The following is a 14028-nucleotide window of genomic DNA, read 5'->3' as shown; positions in this document are numbered from 1 at the left end:
AAGCAATCAGGCATCAGGCCTTGAGAGAGGCCTGGGCTGCCCGGATCGCGTCCCGGGTTTCAATCGCTTTCGCGCGGGCGGCGTCCGCGAAGTCAGGGCCATTCCCCGCGTAAATCACGGCGCGGCTTGAATTGATCACCATGCCCCAGCCGGACGCCGTGACACCGGCGCGGACCGCGGCGTTGATATCGCCGCCCTGGGCTCCGATTCCCGGAACGAGGAACGGCAGCTTCGGCGCAAGACGCCGCACCGCGGCGAGTTCCTCGGGGAACGTCGCGCCGACCACCAGTCCCATTTCCCCATTCGTATTCCAGCGCTCGGAAGCGTTCGCAGCCACGTGTTCGAACACCTTTCGTTCTCCTGCCTGCAGCATCTCGATATCTGCGCCGCCGGGGTTCGACGTGCGGCAGAGGAGGAAGACGCCTTTGTCCTCGTACTCGAGGTACGGCTCCACGGTATCAAAACCCATATAGGGGGAGAGCGTGACGGCGTCCGCTCCGTACACTTCGAACGCTTCAACCGCGTAAGCCCGGGCGGTTGAGCCGATATCGCCGCGTTTCGCGTCGAGAATCACCGGGATCCCCGGATGACGTTCGTGGATGTACGCGGTGAGCCGCTCCAGCGCGTCAAGCTCACGCATGGCAGCGAAGTAAGCGAACTGCGGCTTGAAAGCGCAGACCGTGTCCGCTGTCGCGTCGATGATGTCGCGGCAGAAGTCGAACACCGGGACAGCGGCTCCGGAAGCAGTCTTCGGGAGTCTTGCGGGATTCGGGTCAAGACCGACGCAGAGCATGGTGTCCGACCCGGTCCAGCGGGCCTCAAGCTGATCAATGAATTTCATGTCGTCAAGTTCGGATGAATCAGAAAAATTACCTTATGTTACCTCGACGCGAGGCAGATTCTTCCGGATCGTGGGATATTTAAGTCATTGCGCCGGAATTCCCATCGGCGCGGACTCAAGGAGAAAAGAAGAATGAAACGTCGACAGATGCTTGCGGCGATCGCTGCCGCGGCGGCCGCTCCCGCAGCCCTCGCGGCTGAAGCCACAGGCGCTCCGAAGAAGGTCTGGCCGAAGGTGCCCGAAGGCTGGTATGGCGAAGGCATGTACCAGGATCTCGCGAAGGACGGTACCGGCGTGACAGCCCCCGGAACCGAAGGTCTGCCCACCGCCTACATCGCTTTCGATCCGCAGTGCCCGTGGTGCGAAAAGCTCCACCGCGCGGCAACGCCTCTCTACGGCAAGGTGCGCATCGTCTGGTGCCCGGTCGCTGTGCTGAACATCAATTCCGAGCCGCAGGGTTCCATGATTCTTTCGGCTCCGGACCCCTGGAAGAAGTTCCTTGAGCATGAGGATCACTTCCATGATGCCGCGTTCCGCGGCCTGCCCGTTGATCAGAAAGAGGTCTGGAAGCTTCCGGAAAAGATCCGCGCGAAGGTCTGGACGAACTCCAAGATCGTCCGCCGGAACGGTACCCGCACGATTCCGTTCGGCGTCTTCCGGACCGCGAAGGGCGAGTACCGCGCGATTTACTCCGGCATGACGACAGAGGATCTGAAGAAGGTCTTTGACCTCTGAGTGCGCGGTCGGGGTATCTCCATGAAGATACCCCGGTCCGGACTCCGCGCCGCAGACAGAAAACGGCCCCGGAGCGTGAGCTCCGGGGCCGGTCTTATTCTCTCAGAACTTCAAGAGTGGGTCTGGGCAGACCAGATTACATCATGCCGCCCATTCCGCCCATGCCGCCAGCCGGCGGGAGCGGCTTCTCTTCCGGGAGCTCAGCGACCATGCAGTCGGTCGTGAGGATCAGGGAAGCAACAGAAGCGGCGTTCTGCAGAGCGGTGCGGGTCACCTTGGTCGGATCGAGCACGCCCATTTCGATCATGTCGCCGTAGACACCGGTCTGAGCGTTGTAGCCGAAGCTCGCGTCACCGTCAGCAACCTTGTTCACCACGACAGAGGGTTCGTCGCCAGCGTTCTTCACGATCTGACGGAGCGGCTCTTCCATGGCGCGCAGCACGATCTTGATACCGGCGTTCTGTTCGTCGTTGTCACCCTTCAGGTCCTTGGCGATAGCCTGCTTCGCACGGATCAGAGCAACACCGCCGCCAGCCACAACGCCTTCTTCAACAGCGGCGCGGGTAGCGTGCAGAGCGTCTTCAACGCGGGCCTTCTTTTCCTTCATTTCGACTTCGGTGGCAGCACCGACGCGGATCAGAGCGACACCGCCGGCGAGCTTGGCGACACGTTCCTGGAGCTTCTCACGGTCGTACTCGGAGGTAGCGGCTTCGATCTGGATGCGGATGTTCTTCACGCGGGCAGCGATCTGAGCAGCGTCACCGGCACCGTCGATGATCGTGGTGTTTTCCTTGCTGATCTCAACCTTCTTGGCGGTACCAAGCTGCTGGAGCGTGGTCTTGTCGAGCTGCAGGCCGAGGTCAGAGGAGATCACCTGACCGCCGGTCAGGATGGCGATGTCTTCGAGCATGGCTTTGCGGCGATCGCCGAAGCCCGGAGCCTTGACAGCGGCAACCTTCAGCACGCCGCGGAGGGAGTTCACCACGAGGGTGGCGAGGGCTTCACCGTCGACGTCTTCAGCGACGATCACGAGCGGACGGCCGGACTTGGCAACCTGCTCGAGAACCGGCAGAAGCTCACGGATGTTGCTGATCTTCTTGTCGTGAATCAGGATGTAGGGGTTCTCGAAGAGAACAACCTGCTTGTCCGGATTGTTGATGAAGTAGGGGCTCAGGTAGCCGCGGTCAAACTGCATGCCTTCGACAACGTCGAGCTCGTTCTTGAGGGACTTGCCGTCTTCAACGGTGATCACGCCTTCCTTGCCGACCTTGTCCATCGCGTCAGCGATGATCTGGCCGATTTCTTCATCAGAGTTGGCGGAAATGGCACCGACCTGGGCGATTTCCTTCGACGTGGTGGTCGGACGGGAAATACCCTTCAGGGCTTCGATGGCAGCGGCGACAGCCTTGTTGATGCCGCGCTTCAGATCCATCGGGTTCATGCCGGCGGCAACGTACTTCATGCCTTCGTCGACGATCGCCTGGGCGAGAACCGTAGCGGTGGTGGTGCCGTCACCGGCGTTGTCGGAAGTCTTGGAAGCCACTTCCTTCACCATCTGGGCGCCCATATTCTCGAACTTGTCCTTCAGCTCGATTTCCTTGGCGACAGAGACGCCGTCCTTCGTGACGGTCGGGCCGCCGAAGGAGCGCTCGAGAACGACGTTGCGGCCCTTCGGTCCGAGGGTCACCTTAACGGCGTTCGCGAGAGTGTTGATACCCTGAACCATCAGGGTGCGGGCGTCATTGCCGAACAAAACCTGTTTTGCCATGTCTTAAATTCTCCAAAATCACTTATCAATGGGGGCTGAATCAGGCGAGGACGCCCATGATGTCGTCTTCACGCATCACCAGGAACTCGTCGCCTTCGATCTTGACGGCCTGGCCGGAGTACTTTCCAAACAGAACCTTGTCGCCGACCTTGACCCCCATCGGGATCAGCTTGCCCTGATCGTCACGGCGGCCGGGGCCGACTGCGATCACTTCGCCCTGGTCGGGCTTGTCGCCGGCGGATTCAGGGATCACGATGCCGGAAGAAGTGGTGCGCTCAGCGGCGAGGCGCTTGACAATCACACGGTCGTGCAAAGGACGGATTTCCATTTTTCAATCTCCACAGTGCTTCTTAATATGAGGGAGAGACCGGAAGGGCTCTCCATAAGCAGAAAAATCAAAAGCAGGGCGCAGGACTCCCCGGAGGGGGCTCCCGCCTCTGCCTTATTCTCTATATGGGGGGAACAGGGCCCTTTTTCAAGGGCTGGTCTTAAACTGAAAAGAAACGCCCGCGGCGCAATAGACTCTTTGGAGCGGCGAAAGCCTTATTTATTCATGAAGATAGCGTATTTGTGTCTATTTGTAACTCTTCTGTTTCCGATTTCCGCCGCTCAGGCGGATGAGGGGCTGCCGCCTGAAGTGAATGAGGCTCTTGCCTCGACAGGAATCAGTGCCTCGTCGCTCTCTGTCACCCTCACGCCGGTGTATGGGGAAGGGAAGGCCGCGATCCGCTGGGAGGGGAGTGTGCCCCGGAGCCCTGCCTCTGTGATGAAGACCGTGACCGCCGCGGCCGCGATGGATCTGCTCGGATCCGGGAAGGTCTGGAAAACCGAGTTCCTGTCGGCGTCGCTTCCGACGGGAGGAACCATTCCCGCGCTTTATATCCGGGCATCCGGCGCCCCGTGGCTTCCCGCGTCACGGTTCCGTGAGGCGCTTGCCGCGCTCCGCGCGGTCGGGGTCAGCACGATCACGGGCCCCGTGGTGCTGGATCCCTCGGTTTTCGCGGAACCCGAGGCGGATCCCGCGGAGTTTGACGGACACCCTGACCGTCCCTATAACCAGGGACACGATCTGCTTGGGCTCGCGCTCCAGTCCGTGACTTTCAGCTTCGTGCCGCTTCCGGGCGAGAGCGAGGCGGCGGTGCTGCATGATCCGGACCTCGCGGGGTACAGTTTCCCGCTTCGCGTGCCGCTTTCCTACGCGGAAAGCGCCTGTCCCCCGAATCTCACCGCGACACTCCGTCCGGAGACAGAACCCGGCCGGATTTCTTTCCGCGGCAGCTATCCGATGGCGTGCGGTGAAGGCTCCTGGAGCGCGGTGCCGTGGCCCGTGGCGTGCGGCGCGGCGATCTTTGATGAAGAAGCCATGCGGGCCGGCTGGACCGCGCTCGGCGGTGTCTGGACCGGTAAGTGGATGAAGGGGAAGACGCCCGAAGGCGCGCAGGTGCTCTATACGCTGAATTCAAAGCCCCTCAGCCTCATGATCCGGGATATGAATAAAAATTCCATCAACCCGATCGCGAGAAATCTCTTTCTCGGAATTTCAGAAGGGACTCCGGGCGGCGCGACGAGACTTGCCTCGAGGAACGCCGTCACGCAATGGATCGCGTCGCTTGGCATCCCGACAGAAGGCTTTCTGATTGATAACGGCTCGGGGCTCAGCCGCACCGCGCGGATTTCGACTGACCAGCTGACCGGCGTGCTGCTGGCGGCAGGCAAGAAGCCTTGGAGCCCGGAATTCATGTCGTCGCTTCCGATCGCCGGGGTCGACGGCACGATGAAGCGCCGTGGGCTTGAAGAAGGCGGCGCGCATATCAAGACCGGATACATCCGGGGCGTGAGATCGGTCGCGGGGTATGTGAGATCGGCGTCCGGAACGCTTTACGCCGTGAGCGCGATCGTGAATGACCCGAAAGCGCTCGGGGCGAAACCGGTGCTCGACGCGGTGCTGAATTACGCCGCGTCTGACGGGACGCCTGCGGCTAGTTCGCCCCTTCCTTCAGAGCGCTGAGAAGCGTGTCTTTGGTGAGAAGCTCGGGGAGCACCTTTACGGCCCCCGACTTCGAAATCACGATGTAGAGCGGGACGCCGTTATGACGGTAGCGCGCGAGTTCAGCGGAAATCGCCGGATCCTTGTTGGTCCAGTCAGCGAGGAACCGGGCGTAGCCGAAATTCCGGGCGGCTGACTCCACCGCTTCCGTGTCAATCACCGCTTTCTTATTCACCTGGCACGTCACGCACCAGGCGGCGGTGAAATCAATGAAAACCGGTTTTCCGGAGTTCCGCGCGGCCTGCACGGCTTCGGGAGACCACGCCTGCCACGCCGTGCCTTCAAGGCTCATGGCGGCCGGCGCGAACTGGCCGACTCCGATATAAAGCACGAGAGCCGCGGCGGCAGCCGCCGGGAAACTCGCCGGATAAAGGCCGCCGAAAGGCTTCAGGCGCTGCCCCCGGCCGATGAGCCAGAGCGACACTGCGGCAAGAATCAGAATCCCGGCCGCGATCATGAGACCGTTGCGGGAGAGCTGCTGCGAAAGCACCCAGAGCAGCCAGACCGCGGCGAGGCCGACCGGAATCGCCATCACTTTCTTCAGCGTTTCCATCCAGGCGCCAGGTTTCGGGAGCCACTTCACCCAGCCAGGGAAGATGGTGAGAAGGAGCCACGGAAGCGCCATGCCAAAGCCAAGTGCGAGAAAGACCGTGACCGCGATGGCGGCAGGCTGCGAGAGCGCGAAGCCAAGCGCCGCTCCCATGAAGGGAGCCGTGCAGGGGCTCGCGACAATGACGGCGAGGATTCCGGTGAAAAAGCTTCCGAGGAGTCCCCGGGCCGGTGTCTTGAGGGCGAGATTGCCGCCCGCGCGGCTGCCGAGCGTAAATTCAAAAACGCCTGCGAGATTCAGCGTGATCGCGAGGAAAAGGAGCGCAAGGATGAGAACGATCACCGGGTTCTGAAGCTGAAAGCCCCAGCCAAGTGATGCCCCCGCGGCCTGAAGCGCGATCAAGGTGCCGGAAAGCGCTCCCATGGTGAGGAGGACGCCCGCAGTAAAGGCAAGACCGTGCCGGATAAGGCGGCCGTCATTCGAGGCCCCGATGAGGTCCAGCATCTTAAGGGACAGCACCGGGAAGACGCAGGGCATCAGGTTAAGGATCAGTCCGCCGAGCGCAGCGAAAAGCGCTGCGGTGAGAAAGGTGAGCTGCTTCAGACCGCCGTCCGGAGTCCCGGCGGAGCCGGAAGTGACAGCAGCGGCAGCGGCTGCCGGGACAGTGCCTGATTCCGGGGTGACAGAGAGCTGATACGTGGCCCCGCCGTTTTTCTTTCCGCCGTCAATGAGAAGCAGTCCATCCACTTTCCCGAACTGCATGCCGGGCTGAACGGAAACGGTGTAGGCACGGGCTGTCGCACCGCCCTGATGGATCACGGGACCGGCATCCGGCTTGAAAACCGTGCCGGGTGCGTCCGGGAAGAAAGTGATGTCAGCGTGGTGGCCCGGCACCGTGATCAGAACCCGGGAGCCGTTTTTGACGGCCTGGATGTCTTTCGGGGCGGGGTCCGGTACCTGAGATTCAGCGGCCTCAATCAGAGGGGCCTCAGGCGATGCCGCGGCGGATGAGGCTACAGGAAGTTTCGCTTCCAGCGTGGCATCTCCCGGCACGCACTGCTCCTTGCAGGCGACCCAGGAAACGTGCACCCGAACGAGAGCCGTGCCGGAGGCGTTCTGCGGGACGGAAGCCGTGAAGGGGTAGAGAGCCTTTCCGGAGATGCCGTAATTGGTGAGCGAGAGCGCCTGGGTTTCCGTGGGTTCGGGCCAGGCGGGACCGGTGACTTTCCAGCCCGAAGGAACCGTCCACTGGAATTCAATCGGGGAACCGACGTCTCCCGGGTTCTTCCAGTAGGTGTGCCATCCGGCGTCATGCGTCAGCTCAACCGCGAGCTTCAGGTTTTTTCCCGGGACCGCAGCGGTCTGAGAGGTGATAAGCCGCGCTTTGACCGCGGAGCGGCCGGGAGCCAGAGGAGACGCGGCAGCGCCCGACCCCGAGGACTGAAAGATTCCGGAGGCAGGTGACGAATCGCCGCTTCCCGTCACGAACGCGCCGGATGCCCCGGCTGTCTGAATAAGCGTGGCCGCAGCGAGGAGGCCGATGAGCAGTCGGGGGGCTTTCAAGCGGGAAAAACTCCGAAGATCAGACGGCCGCACGGAGCGACGCGAAAGCGTCGCGGGCAGCGGCGATCGTCTGATCGATCACTTCGTCCGTGTGGACGATGGAAACAAAGCCGGCTTCGAAGACGGAGGGCGCGAAGTAGCAGCCCGCGTCGAGCATCTGGTGGAACCAGCGGCCGAAGAGCTTGTCGTCAGACTTCATCACGTCAGCAAAGTGGTGCGGAACCTCCGGAAGGAAGTAAATACCGAACATGCCGCCGCAGTAGTCCGCGGTGAACGGAATCCCGTTATCGGCAGCCGCCTTCTTGAGGCCTTCAGTGAGGCGCTTCGACGTGGCGGTGATGCGGTCGTAGACCCCCGGCTCCTGAATGAGCTGCAGGGTCTTGAGGCCCGCTGTCACGGCAACCGGGTTGCCGGAAAGGGTGCCGGCCTGATAGACCGGGCCGAGAGGCGCGATCTGATTCATGATCTCGCGGCGGCCGCCAAAAGCGGAGACCGGCATGCCGCCGCCCACCACCTTGCCGAGCATCGTGAGATCCGGTGTGACGCCGTAGACCGACTGGGCGCCGCCAAGCGCCACGCGGAATCCGGTCATCACTTCGTCCACGATCATCACAGCGCCGTACTTCGTGCAGAGGTCACGGATCGCGTGGATGAATTCCGGGGTGCCCTTCACCATGTTCATGTTGCCGCCGACCGCTTCAACGATCACGCCGGCAATCTGGTCACCGAGCTCCTTGAAGGTTTCCTCAAGCTGTGCGGGGTTGTTGTACTCAAGAACGATCGTGTCGTTCGTGATACCGGCCGGAACGCCGGCAGAGCTCGGATGGCCGAAAGTGAGCATTCCGGAGCCCGCCTTCACGAGGAGACGGTCGGAGTGGCCGTGGTAGCAGCCCTCGAACTTGATGATCTTGTTGCGGCCCGTGTAGCCGCAGGCGAGACGGATCGCGCTCATGCCGGCCTCGGTGCCGGAGGAGACGAGACGGACAGACTCAATCGACGGCACGAGACGGCGGATTTCCTCCGCGATCTGGATCTCGAGCTCAGTCGCGGTGCCGAACGTGAGACCGGCATCGACCGCTTCGTGCACGGCGCGCAGCACTTCCGGATTCCCGTGGCCGAGGATCATCGGGCCCCAGGAGAGGATGTAGTCAGCGTAGCGCTTGCCGGTCACGTCCCACATGTAGGGGCCCTGGGCCCGGTTCATGAAGCGGGGGGAGCCGCCGACCGAGCGGAAGGCCCGGACCGGGGAATTCACACCGCCGGGGATGGAGATCTGTGCGCGTTCAAAGAGTTCGTCGTTGCGATTCATTGTCGTTTTGCCTTAACGGAAAATCCTGAAAGCTCTTGCCGGGAAGAGCCCTTATTTTAGTTACCCGGCTCCGCGGCCGAGAGGCCGGGAGCCTAAGGAAATGTCAGAAAGTCTTTCCGAGAGAAAGATTGAATGAGGTGGGAGCCGGACGTCCGGTGTCGCCCGGGCAGTGGACAGAGTCAATGTCCTTGAAGCGGGGGAAGGCGGTAACTATGGACCCGGTGAGATGGAACTCACGGCTGAAGGCCCAGGTGAAGCCCGCGCCGATCACCGGGTGAATGGAGTCTTCAGACTGTCCCGAGCGCTTAAGCTTCGCGTAGCCAACGCCCGCGCCGGCGAAGAGCCGGAGGTTCTTCGTGGCGTCCGCGTGGTACTGACCCATCAGGTTCACCTGAGTCATCTTCCAGTCGTGCTGCTTCACGCCGTCCCAGGCCGTGTCGTGCTTCGAGCGGATGACACCGAGGTCAGCGGCCCAGTGGCGGTCAAAGTAGTGACGGATACCGGCGTTCCAGCCGCCGTTCGACGTCATCGTCGCGCGGCCTCTGTCGCTGTCCGGGTCGCCGAGGTCGTTATGGCCCCAGGAGCCGCCCGCGTAGAGGAGGTTATTCCGGCCGTACCAGACGCTGCCCGGCTGGAGCGGCATTTCGTGCGTGGCGTGATCATCGAGATTGAACGTCGTGAAGAAGAAGGCGACGTTCGAGAACGGGATGTACGTCATATAGGCGCCGAAATTCCGGGTGCCGACATTGAGGAGCGGAAGCGGAGCGGGGATCGGGAGCCAGCGGTAGTCAGCTCGGAACGTGAGGCCGGCGAGGTAGCCAGCACCGACATGAAGACCGGTGCTGCCGACATTCCAGCGGGAGACCCAGCCGTAGCCCACGAAAGGCTCGAGTTCGTAGTGAGAGTCCGAAAACGCGACCGCATAGGCAAGACGTTCGTTTCCGCGGCTGTCAACGAAGGTGCGGGCGATACCGCCGCCCCAGGTGAGGCCGTTCTCCTGGTGTCGGTTGTTGTAGTCCCAGGCGGGGTGCTCGGTGTAAACCGGCAGCACAATCGCCGTATTGCCCTGCTTCACAATATTGGAGAAGCCCCGGCCCTGGTCGCGGAACCAGCCGCCGACGCCGTCCTCACGGCTGTCCTGAGAGACCATGCCCGCAGGCGTGGTTTCATTGATAGCGGAGAGGGCGCTGGAGAGAAATCCATCGGCCCAGGCGGGCAGAGTAAATGCGGCCAGCATGGCCGCAAGTGCCAGTTTTCTTTTAAGAAGCATAGGAGAAGAAGAGAGATGCAGTTGTTTTTTGAGAATAATTAGGCGTTAATGTACAACAATAGGCGCACTTTCAAAAGCGGCCTTCTTGCGGCTTCATCGTTTTCTATATATAGTGACCGCCTGCACGAAGCCGATCAGACAGTCGTGGACGGGACCTGTCCCGCCCGAGGAAAGTCCGGACTTCATAGGACACCGTAGCAGCTAACGGCTGCCCGCCGCGAGGCGAGGATTAGAGCAACAGAGACGAGCCGATCAAGTTCGGGTGAAACGGGCAATCTCTACGGGAAGCAACACTAAATAGGCAGCCGCTGACCCTGTCCGGCGAGGCTGCGGGTAAGTGGCTTGAGCCCGGTCGCGAGACCGGGTCTAGACGAATGACTGTCACCGGGGCAACCCGGGCAACAAAATCCGGCTTATCGATGGACTTCGTGCCTCTGATTCAACAGGTCCCGGAACTGCGTTACAGCGGCTCCGGGATTTTTTATGTCCGGACACAGTTGAATGTATCCTACCGTAATGATCTGAAATAAAAAAATTCAGACAGATCACCTCATTTTCCCGTATTTTCCCGCTTTCTAATAATGAAATAACGGGTTTTGGCTTGACCGGATCTCCCGGGGGCCTTACATTTTGAAATTAAGCTGAGGGAGTGTAGCTGTAGCCCCGTAAATTCGGGGCTGCGGGGCAGTGCGCCTGCAGCTTTCCCATTAATCGATATGTTTTCGGAATTTACCGCGTGGGCATGACAAATAGTTCGGGGCAAGAGGGCGGTTTCGTCCACCTCCCGGTTCTCGCCGACAGGGCGCCTGAGGAACTGGTGTGGAGGCGGGACGGCCTTTACGTGGACGCGACTTTCGGCCGCGGAGGCCACACCCGGAGAATTCTGGCTCAGCTCGCTCCGGAAGGCAGGCTGATTGCTTTTGACCGGGATCCGGAAGCGATTGAGGCATCCCGCGCGATTACCGATCCGCGGTTTCGGATTATCCATGCGCCGTTCTCTGAGCTCTGTGACCGGCTTGCCGAACTCGGTTTTGGTGACGGAAGCGTGAGCGGCGTGCTGATGGATATCGGTGTTTCTTCGCCGCAGATCGATGACGCGCAGCGCGGGTTCTCTTTCCGGTTCGACGGTCCGCTTGATATGCGGATGGATACGAGCACGGGGGAAAACGCGGCGCAGTGGCTCGCAAGAGCCTCGGAGTCCGAGATCACCCGGGTGATCGACCGGTACGGCGAGGAGCGATTTGCCCGCCGCATCGCTAAGGCAATCGCTGAGGAACGGAAGGAGAATCCGATCACGACGACGCGGCATCTTGCCGATCTCGTCGCGAAGACAGTGCCGAGAAGCCGCGGCGACTCGCAGCAGCATCCGGCAACGAGAACCTTCCAGGCGATCCGGATCTTTATTAATGGAGAGCTCGACGAACTGCAGAAGGCGCTCCCCGAGGCCGGGCGGCTGCTTGAGCCTGAGGGGCATCTCGCGGTGATCAGTTTCCATTCGCTTGAAGACCGGATCGTGAAGCAGTTCTTTTCGGACGCATCGAACCCCGGACGCGAAATTGATCCGAGGATTCCGCTCCGGGCGGACGAACTTCCGGCTCCGCTTTTTCAGCCCGCGAAGCGCATCAGGCCGACTGAGGCCGAATGTGCTGAAAATCCGAGAGCGCGTTCCGCAACGCTCCGGGTTGGCGTTAGGACGGCGGCTCCCTGGAGCAGCAGCCTGCTGCCTGAGGAGATGAGGAAATGAGCGAAAGCCGTCTTTCAGTTCTTACCGTTGTGACGCTGGCAGGCGCCGCAGTGCTTTTCATCAGTGCCTGCTCGCTTGTCACAAGCCAGTACCGTGCACGGTCGCTTGTCGCCCAGATTGAGAAGCTGCAGAACGAAGAGAGGCGGCTGAACGATGACGCAAGCGAGCTCTATATGGAGATCTCCCGCGCGGCGCTTCCGGGTTACATCGCCTCTCAGGCGATGAAGGCAGGACTCGGACCCGCGACGAGCCGGAACACGGTCGTTCTCGAATATAAGCCGGTGCCGTCTGCTGCGGCGCCGAAGGGGAATGAGCAATGAATGAAGATGCGAAAAAAAGAATAGAACGCATGAAGCTTCAGATGCTCGCCCGTGCAAAAGCGTTTTGGGAGGAGGACGGGAAAGCAAAGAAGAAGGAGCTGAAGCTTGGACCTGATGAAGATCCGCTTCTTGCGGTGAAAATTGAGCCGAAGCGCTCTTATATAGCGTTTGGCTGCATCACCGCTTTCCTCTGCGTTCTCGTGGGCCGTGCCTTCTATCTGCAGTGCGGCATCGGAACGAAATTCCTGCAGCACCAGGGTGAAATCCGCTTTGCCCGCACGCTCACTGTGCCAGCGGTCCGCGGCCGGATCCTGGACCGGAACGGTATTGTTCTCGCGTCCACGATGCCGGCCCGTTCTGTCTGGGTGGTGCCCGCGGAAACTCAGAAAGCCACCGCGCAGCAGCTTGCGGCGCTCGGGAAGCTTCTCGGCATGCCGGTTTCCGAAATCCAGCAGCGGATTGCCAGAAAACAGAATAAGAGCTTTGCCTATCTGCACCGTCAGGTTGAGGTGAGCGTCGCCAATCAGGTGAAGGCGCTCAAGATCCCGGGTGTTCATGTGTCGAGCGAAACCCGCCGTCAGTATCCGGACGGTCAGGTCTCGGCGCACGTGGTCGGCTATACGAATCTCGAGGAAAAAGGGCAGGAAGGCATCGAGCTCGCGCAGAACAAGATGCTCACCGGCGAGCAGGGCAAGCGCCGCGTGATCCGCGACCGTATGGGCCGGATCGTAGAAGACGCCTGGCTGAAGGAGCCCTCGGACGGCAAGGACATCACGCTTTCCATCGACTCGCGCCTTCAGTTCATCACGATGGATGCGCTTTCCAAAGCGGTTGAGCTTCATAAAGCGAAGGCTGGCGCCGCGATCGTGGTCGATATTCAGACAGGCGAAATTCTCGCGCTCGCGAATGTGCCGTCCTATGACCCGAACGAGCGGACTGATCTTTCCTTTGACAGACGCCGCAACCGCGCGCTGACTGACGTGTTCGAACCGGGTTCCGCCATGAAGCCTTTCGCCGTGGCGAAGGGAATCGATACCGGCGTTGTCACGCCGGACACGAAGATTGATACGAGCCCCGGAAAGCTCACGATCGGCAACCGTACGATCAGCGATACGCATAACTACGGCCTCATCTCGGTGCGTCAGGTCATCGCGAAGTCTTCGAACATCGGCACGACGAAGATCTCGCTCAAGATGGACCGCGAGGTGATGTATCAGATGTACCGCGACCTTGGTTTCGGCTCGGCTCCCCATATCGGATTCCCGGGAGCGGCCTCCGGCATTCTCCGCGACGGCAAGACCTGGCAGCCGATTGAGCAGGCAACGATTTCCTATGGCCACGGTGTTGCCGTGTCGCTCGTGCAGCTGGTGCGCGCCTATACCGCGTTTGCCCGGAACGGCGATGTGATTCCGCTCACGCTCTTCAAGACGGATCATGCCGCACAGGGGGTTCAGGTTTATAAGCCGAAGACCGCACACGAAATGCGCGGCATGATGATGGGCACGGTTGAAGTGGGCGGCACGGCTGTGCGCGCCCAGGTTCCGGGCTACTCCGTTGCCGGCAAGACCGGAACGGCCTATAAACTCGAAAACGGCCGCTATGTCCACCGCTATGTGGCGGACTTTATCGGCATCGCCCCCGCCACCAATCCCCGCGTGATTGTCGCGGTCGTCGTTGACGACCCGAGGGAAGCGGGGCATGTGGGCGGCGTCGTCGCGGCACCAGTTTTCTCTCAGATCACCGAAAGCGTCCTCCGGATCATGCACGTGGCGCCTGACAGACCTGATACGCTTCAGGGACTTGTCTTCGCGAAAACGGGCGGCACCAAGCCTGGTGTCGTTCTTGCCGGCGGACATAAACAGCAATAAAGGTATTTAAAAA

11 protein-coding genes and 1 other RNA gene are annotated in these 14028 nt (G+C 61.1%); 6 read left to right on the top strand and 6 right to left on the bottom strand.

Annotated features, from left to right (window positions below; translation table 11 throughout):
• Nucleotides 1–13 precede the first annotated feature (13 nt).
• Nucleotides 14–841, bottom strand: a complete 828-nt coding sequence (gene pyrF / locus BN1936_RS10965) for an orotidine-5'-phosphate decarboxylase (protein ID WP_022444315.1) — start codon at nucleotides 839–841, stop codon at nucleotides 14–16.
• 132 nt (nucleotides 842–973) lie between these two features.
• Here pyrF and BN1936_RS10960 point away from each other — a divergent pair, with 132 nt between their 5' ends.
• On the top strand, nucleotides 974–1576 hold the full coding sequence (locus BN1936_RS10960; RefSeq protein ID WP_148521256.1) for a thioredoxin fold domain-containing protein: 603 nt from the start codon (nucleotides 974–976) through the stop codon (nucleotides 1574–1576).
• Nucleotides 1577–1712: 136 nt separating this feature from the next.
• On the opposite strand, the gene groL is transcribed toward BN1936_RS10960, so the two are convergent.
• Together groL and BN1936_RS10950 are read right to left on the bottom strand one after the other, a co-directional pair.
• Nucleotides 1713–3344, bottom strand: a complete 1632-nt coding sequence (groL, locus tag BN1936_RS10955) for a chaperonin GroEL (protein WP_049687399.1) — start codon at nucleotides 3342–3344, stop codon at nucleotides 1713–1715.
• A gap of 40 nt (nucleotides 3345–3384) precedes the next feature.
• Nucleotides 3385–3672, bottom strand: a complete 288-nt coding sequence (locus BN1936_RS10950) for a co-chaperone GroES (protein WP_022444312.1) — start codon at nucleotides 3670–3672, stop codon at nucleotides 3385–3387.
• 225 nt (nucleotides 3673–3897) lie between these two features.
• Between BN1936_RS10950 and dacB the strand changes: the two genes are divergently transcribed.
• Nucleotides 3898–5352, top strand: coding sequence for a D-alanyl-D-alanine carboxypeptidase/D-alanyl-D-alanine endopeptidase (gene dacB, locus BN1936_RS10945; RefSeq protein WP_157274795.1), 1455 nt, complete (start codon nucleotides 3898–3900; stop codon nucleotides 5350–5352).
• Here the strand turns inward: dacB and BN1936_RS10940 are convergent.
• From BN1936_RS10940 to BN1936_RS10930, 3 genes are all read right to left on the bottom strand, one after another.
• Complete coding sequence (locus BN1936_RS10940; RefSeq protein ID WP_049687397.1) at nucleotides 5324–7504, bottom strand: protein-disulfide reductase DsbD family protein; 2181 nt, start codon at nucleotides 7502–7504, stop codon at nucleotides 5324–5326. The two genes, dacB and BN1936_RS10940, sit on opposite strands and share 29 nt — an antisense overlap.
• Nucleotides 7505–7523: 19 nt before the next feature.
• Nucleotides 7524–8813 (bottom strand): glutamate-1-semialdehyde 2,1-aminomutase, encoded by a 1290-nt coding sequence (gene hemL / locus BN1936_RS10935; RefSeq protein ID WP_049687396.1) that lies wholly within the window; start codon nucleotides 8811–8813, stop codon nucleotides 7524–7526.
• Nucleotides 8814–8916: 103 nt separating this feature from the next.
• On the bottom strand, nucleotides 8917–10050 hold the full coding sequence (locus BN1936_RS10930) for an outer membrane beta-barrel protein (RefSeq protein ID WP_049687395.1): 1134 nt from the start codon (nucleotides 10048–10050) through the stop codon (nucleotides 8917–8919).
• 159 nt (nucleotides 10051–10209) lie between these two features.
• Here BN1936_RS10930 and rnpB point away from each other — a divergent pair.
• The 4 genes from rnpB (at nucleotide 10210) to BN1936_RS10915 (ending at nucleotide 14015) form a co-directional block, all read left to right on the top strand.
• Nucleotides 10210–10515: RNase P RNA component class A (gene rnpB, locus BN1936_RS11230), an RNA gene on the top strand.
• A gap of 310 nt (nucleotides 10516–10825) precedes the next feature.
• A complete protein-coding gene (rsmH, locus tag BN1936_RS10925; RefSeq protein ID WP_022444305.1) occupies nucleotides 10826–11827 on the top strand; it encodes a 16S rRNA (cytosine(1402)-N(4))-methyltransferase RsmH in 1002 nt (333 codons plus the stop codon).
• Complete coding sequence (locus BN1936_RS10920; RefSeq protein ID WP_022444304.1) at nucleotides 11824–12147, top strand: FtsB/FtsL family cell division protein; 324 nt, start codon at nucleotides 11824–11826, stop codon at nucleotides 12145–12147. The genes rsmH and BN1936_RS10920 overlap by 4 nt, the downstream gene beginning before the upstream one ends.
• 29 nt (nucleotides 12148–12176) lie before the next feature.
• Nucleotides 12177–14015: a peptidoglycan D,D-transpeptidase FtsI family protein gene (locus BN1936_RS10915; protein WP_082164605.1), complete on the top strand. Its 1839-nt coding sequence runs from the start codon at nucleotides 12177–12179 to the stop codon at nucleotides 14013–14015.
• Nucleotides 14016–14028: the final 13 nt, after the last annotated feature.

The sequence above is a fragment of the Dakarella massiliensis genome, from assembly GCF_001182045.1.
Classification (GTDB): Bacteria; Pseudomonadota; Gammaproteobacteria; order Burkholderiales; family Burkholderiaceae_F; genus Mesosutterella; species Mesosutterella massiliensis.
Note: the sequence above shows the minus strand (reverse complement) of the source record. Positions and strands in the feature narration are given on the sequence as shown.

What these genes read in the sequence shown, in the direction of transcription:
- pyrF (WP_022444315.1), bottom strand. Translation starts at nt 841, where the DNA reads ATGAAATTCATTGATCAGCTTGAGGCCCGCTGGACCGGGTCGGACACC.
- BN1936_RS10960 (WP_148521256.1), top strand. Translation starts at nt 974, where the DNA reads ATGAAACGTCGACAGATGCTTGCGGCGATCGCTGCCGCGGCGGCCGCT.
- groL (WP_049687399.1), bottom strand. Translation starts at nt 3,344, where the DNA reads ATGGCAAAACAGGTTTTGTTCGGCAATGACGCCCGCACCCTGATGGTT.
- BN1936_RS10950 (WP_022444312.1), bottom strand. Translation starts at nt 3,672, where the DNA reads ATGGAAATCCGTCCTTTGCACGACCGTGTGATTGTCAAGCGCCTCGCC.
- dacB (WP_157274795.1), top strand. Translation starts at nt 3,898, where the DNA reads ATGAAGATAGCGTATTTGTGTCTATTTGTAACTCTTCTGTTTCCGATT.
- hemL (WP_049687396.1), bottom strand. Translation starts at nt 8,813, where the DNA reads ATGAATCGCAACGACGAACTCTTTGAACGCGCACAGATCTCCATCCCC.
- BN1936_RS10930 (WP_049687395.1), bottom strand. Translation starts at nt 10,050, where the DNA reads ATGCTGGCCGCATTTACTCTGCCCGCCTGGGCCGATGGATTTCTCTCC.
- rsmH (WP_022444305.1), top strand. Translation starts at nt 10,826, where the DNA reads ATGACAAATAGTTCGGGGCAAGAGGGCGGTTTCGTCCACCTCCCGGTT.
- BN1936_RS10920 (WP_022444304.1), top strand. Translation starts at nt 11,824, where the DNA reads ATGAGCGAAAGCCGTCTTTCAGTTCTTACCGTTGTGACGCTGGCAGGC.
- BN1936_RS10915 (WP_082164605.1), top strand. Translation starts at nt 12,177, where the DNA reads ATGAAGCTTCAGATGCTCGCCCGTGCAAAAGCGTTTTGGGAGGAGGAC.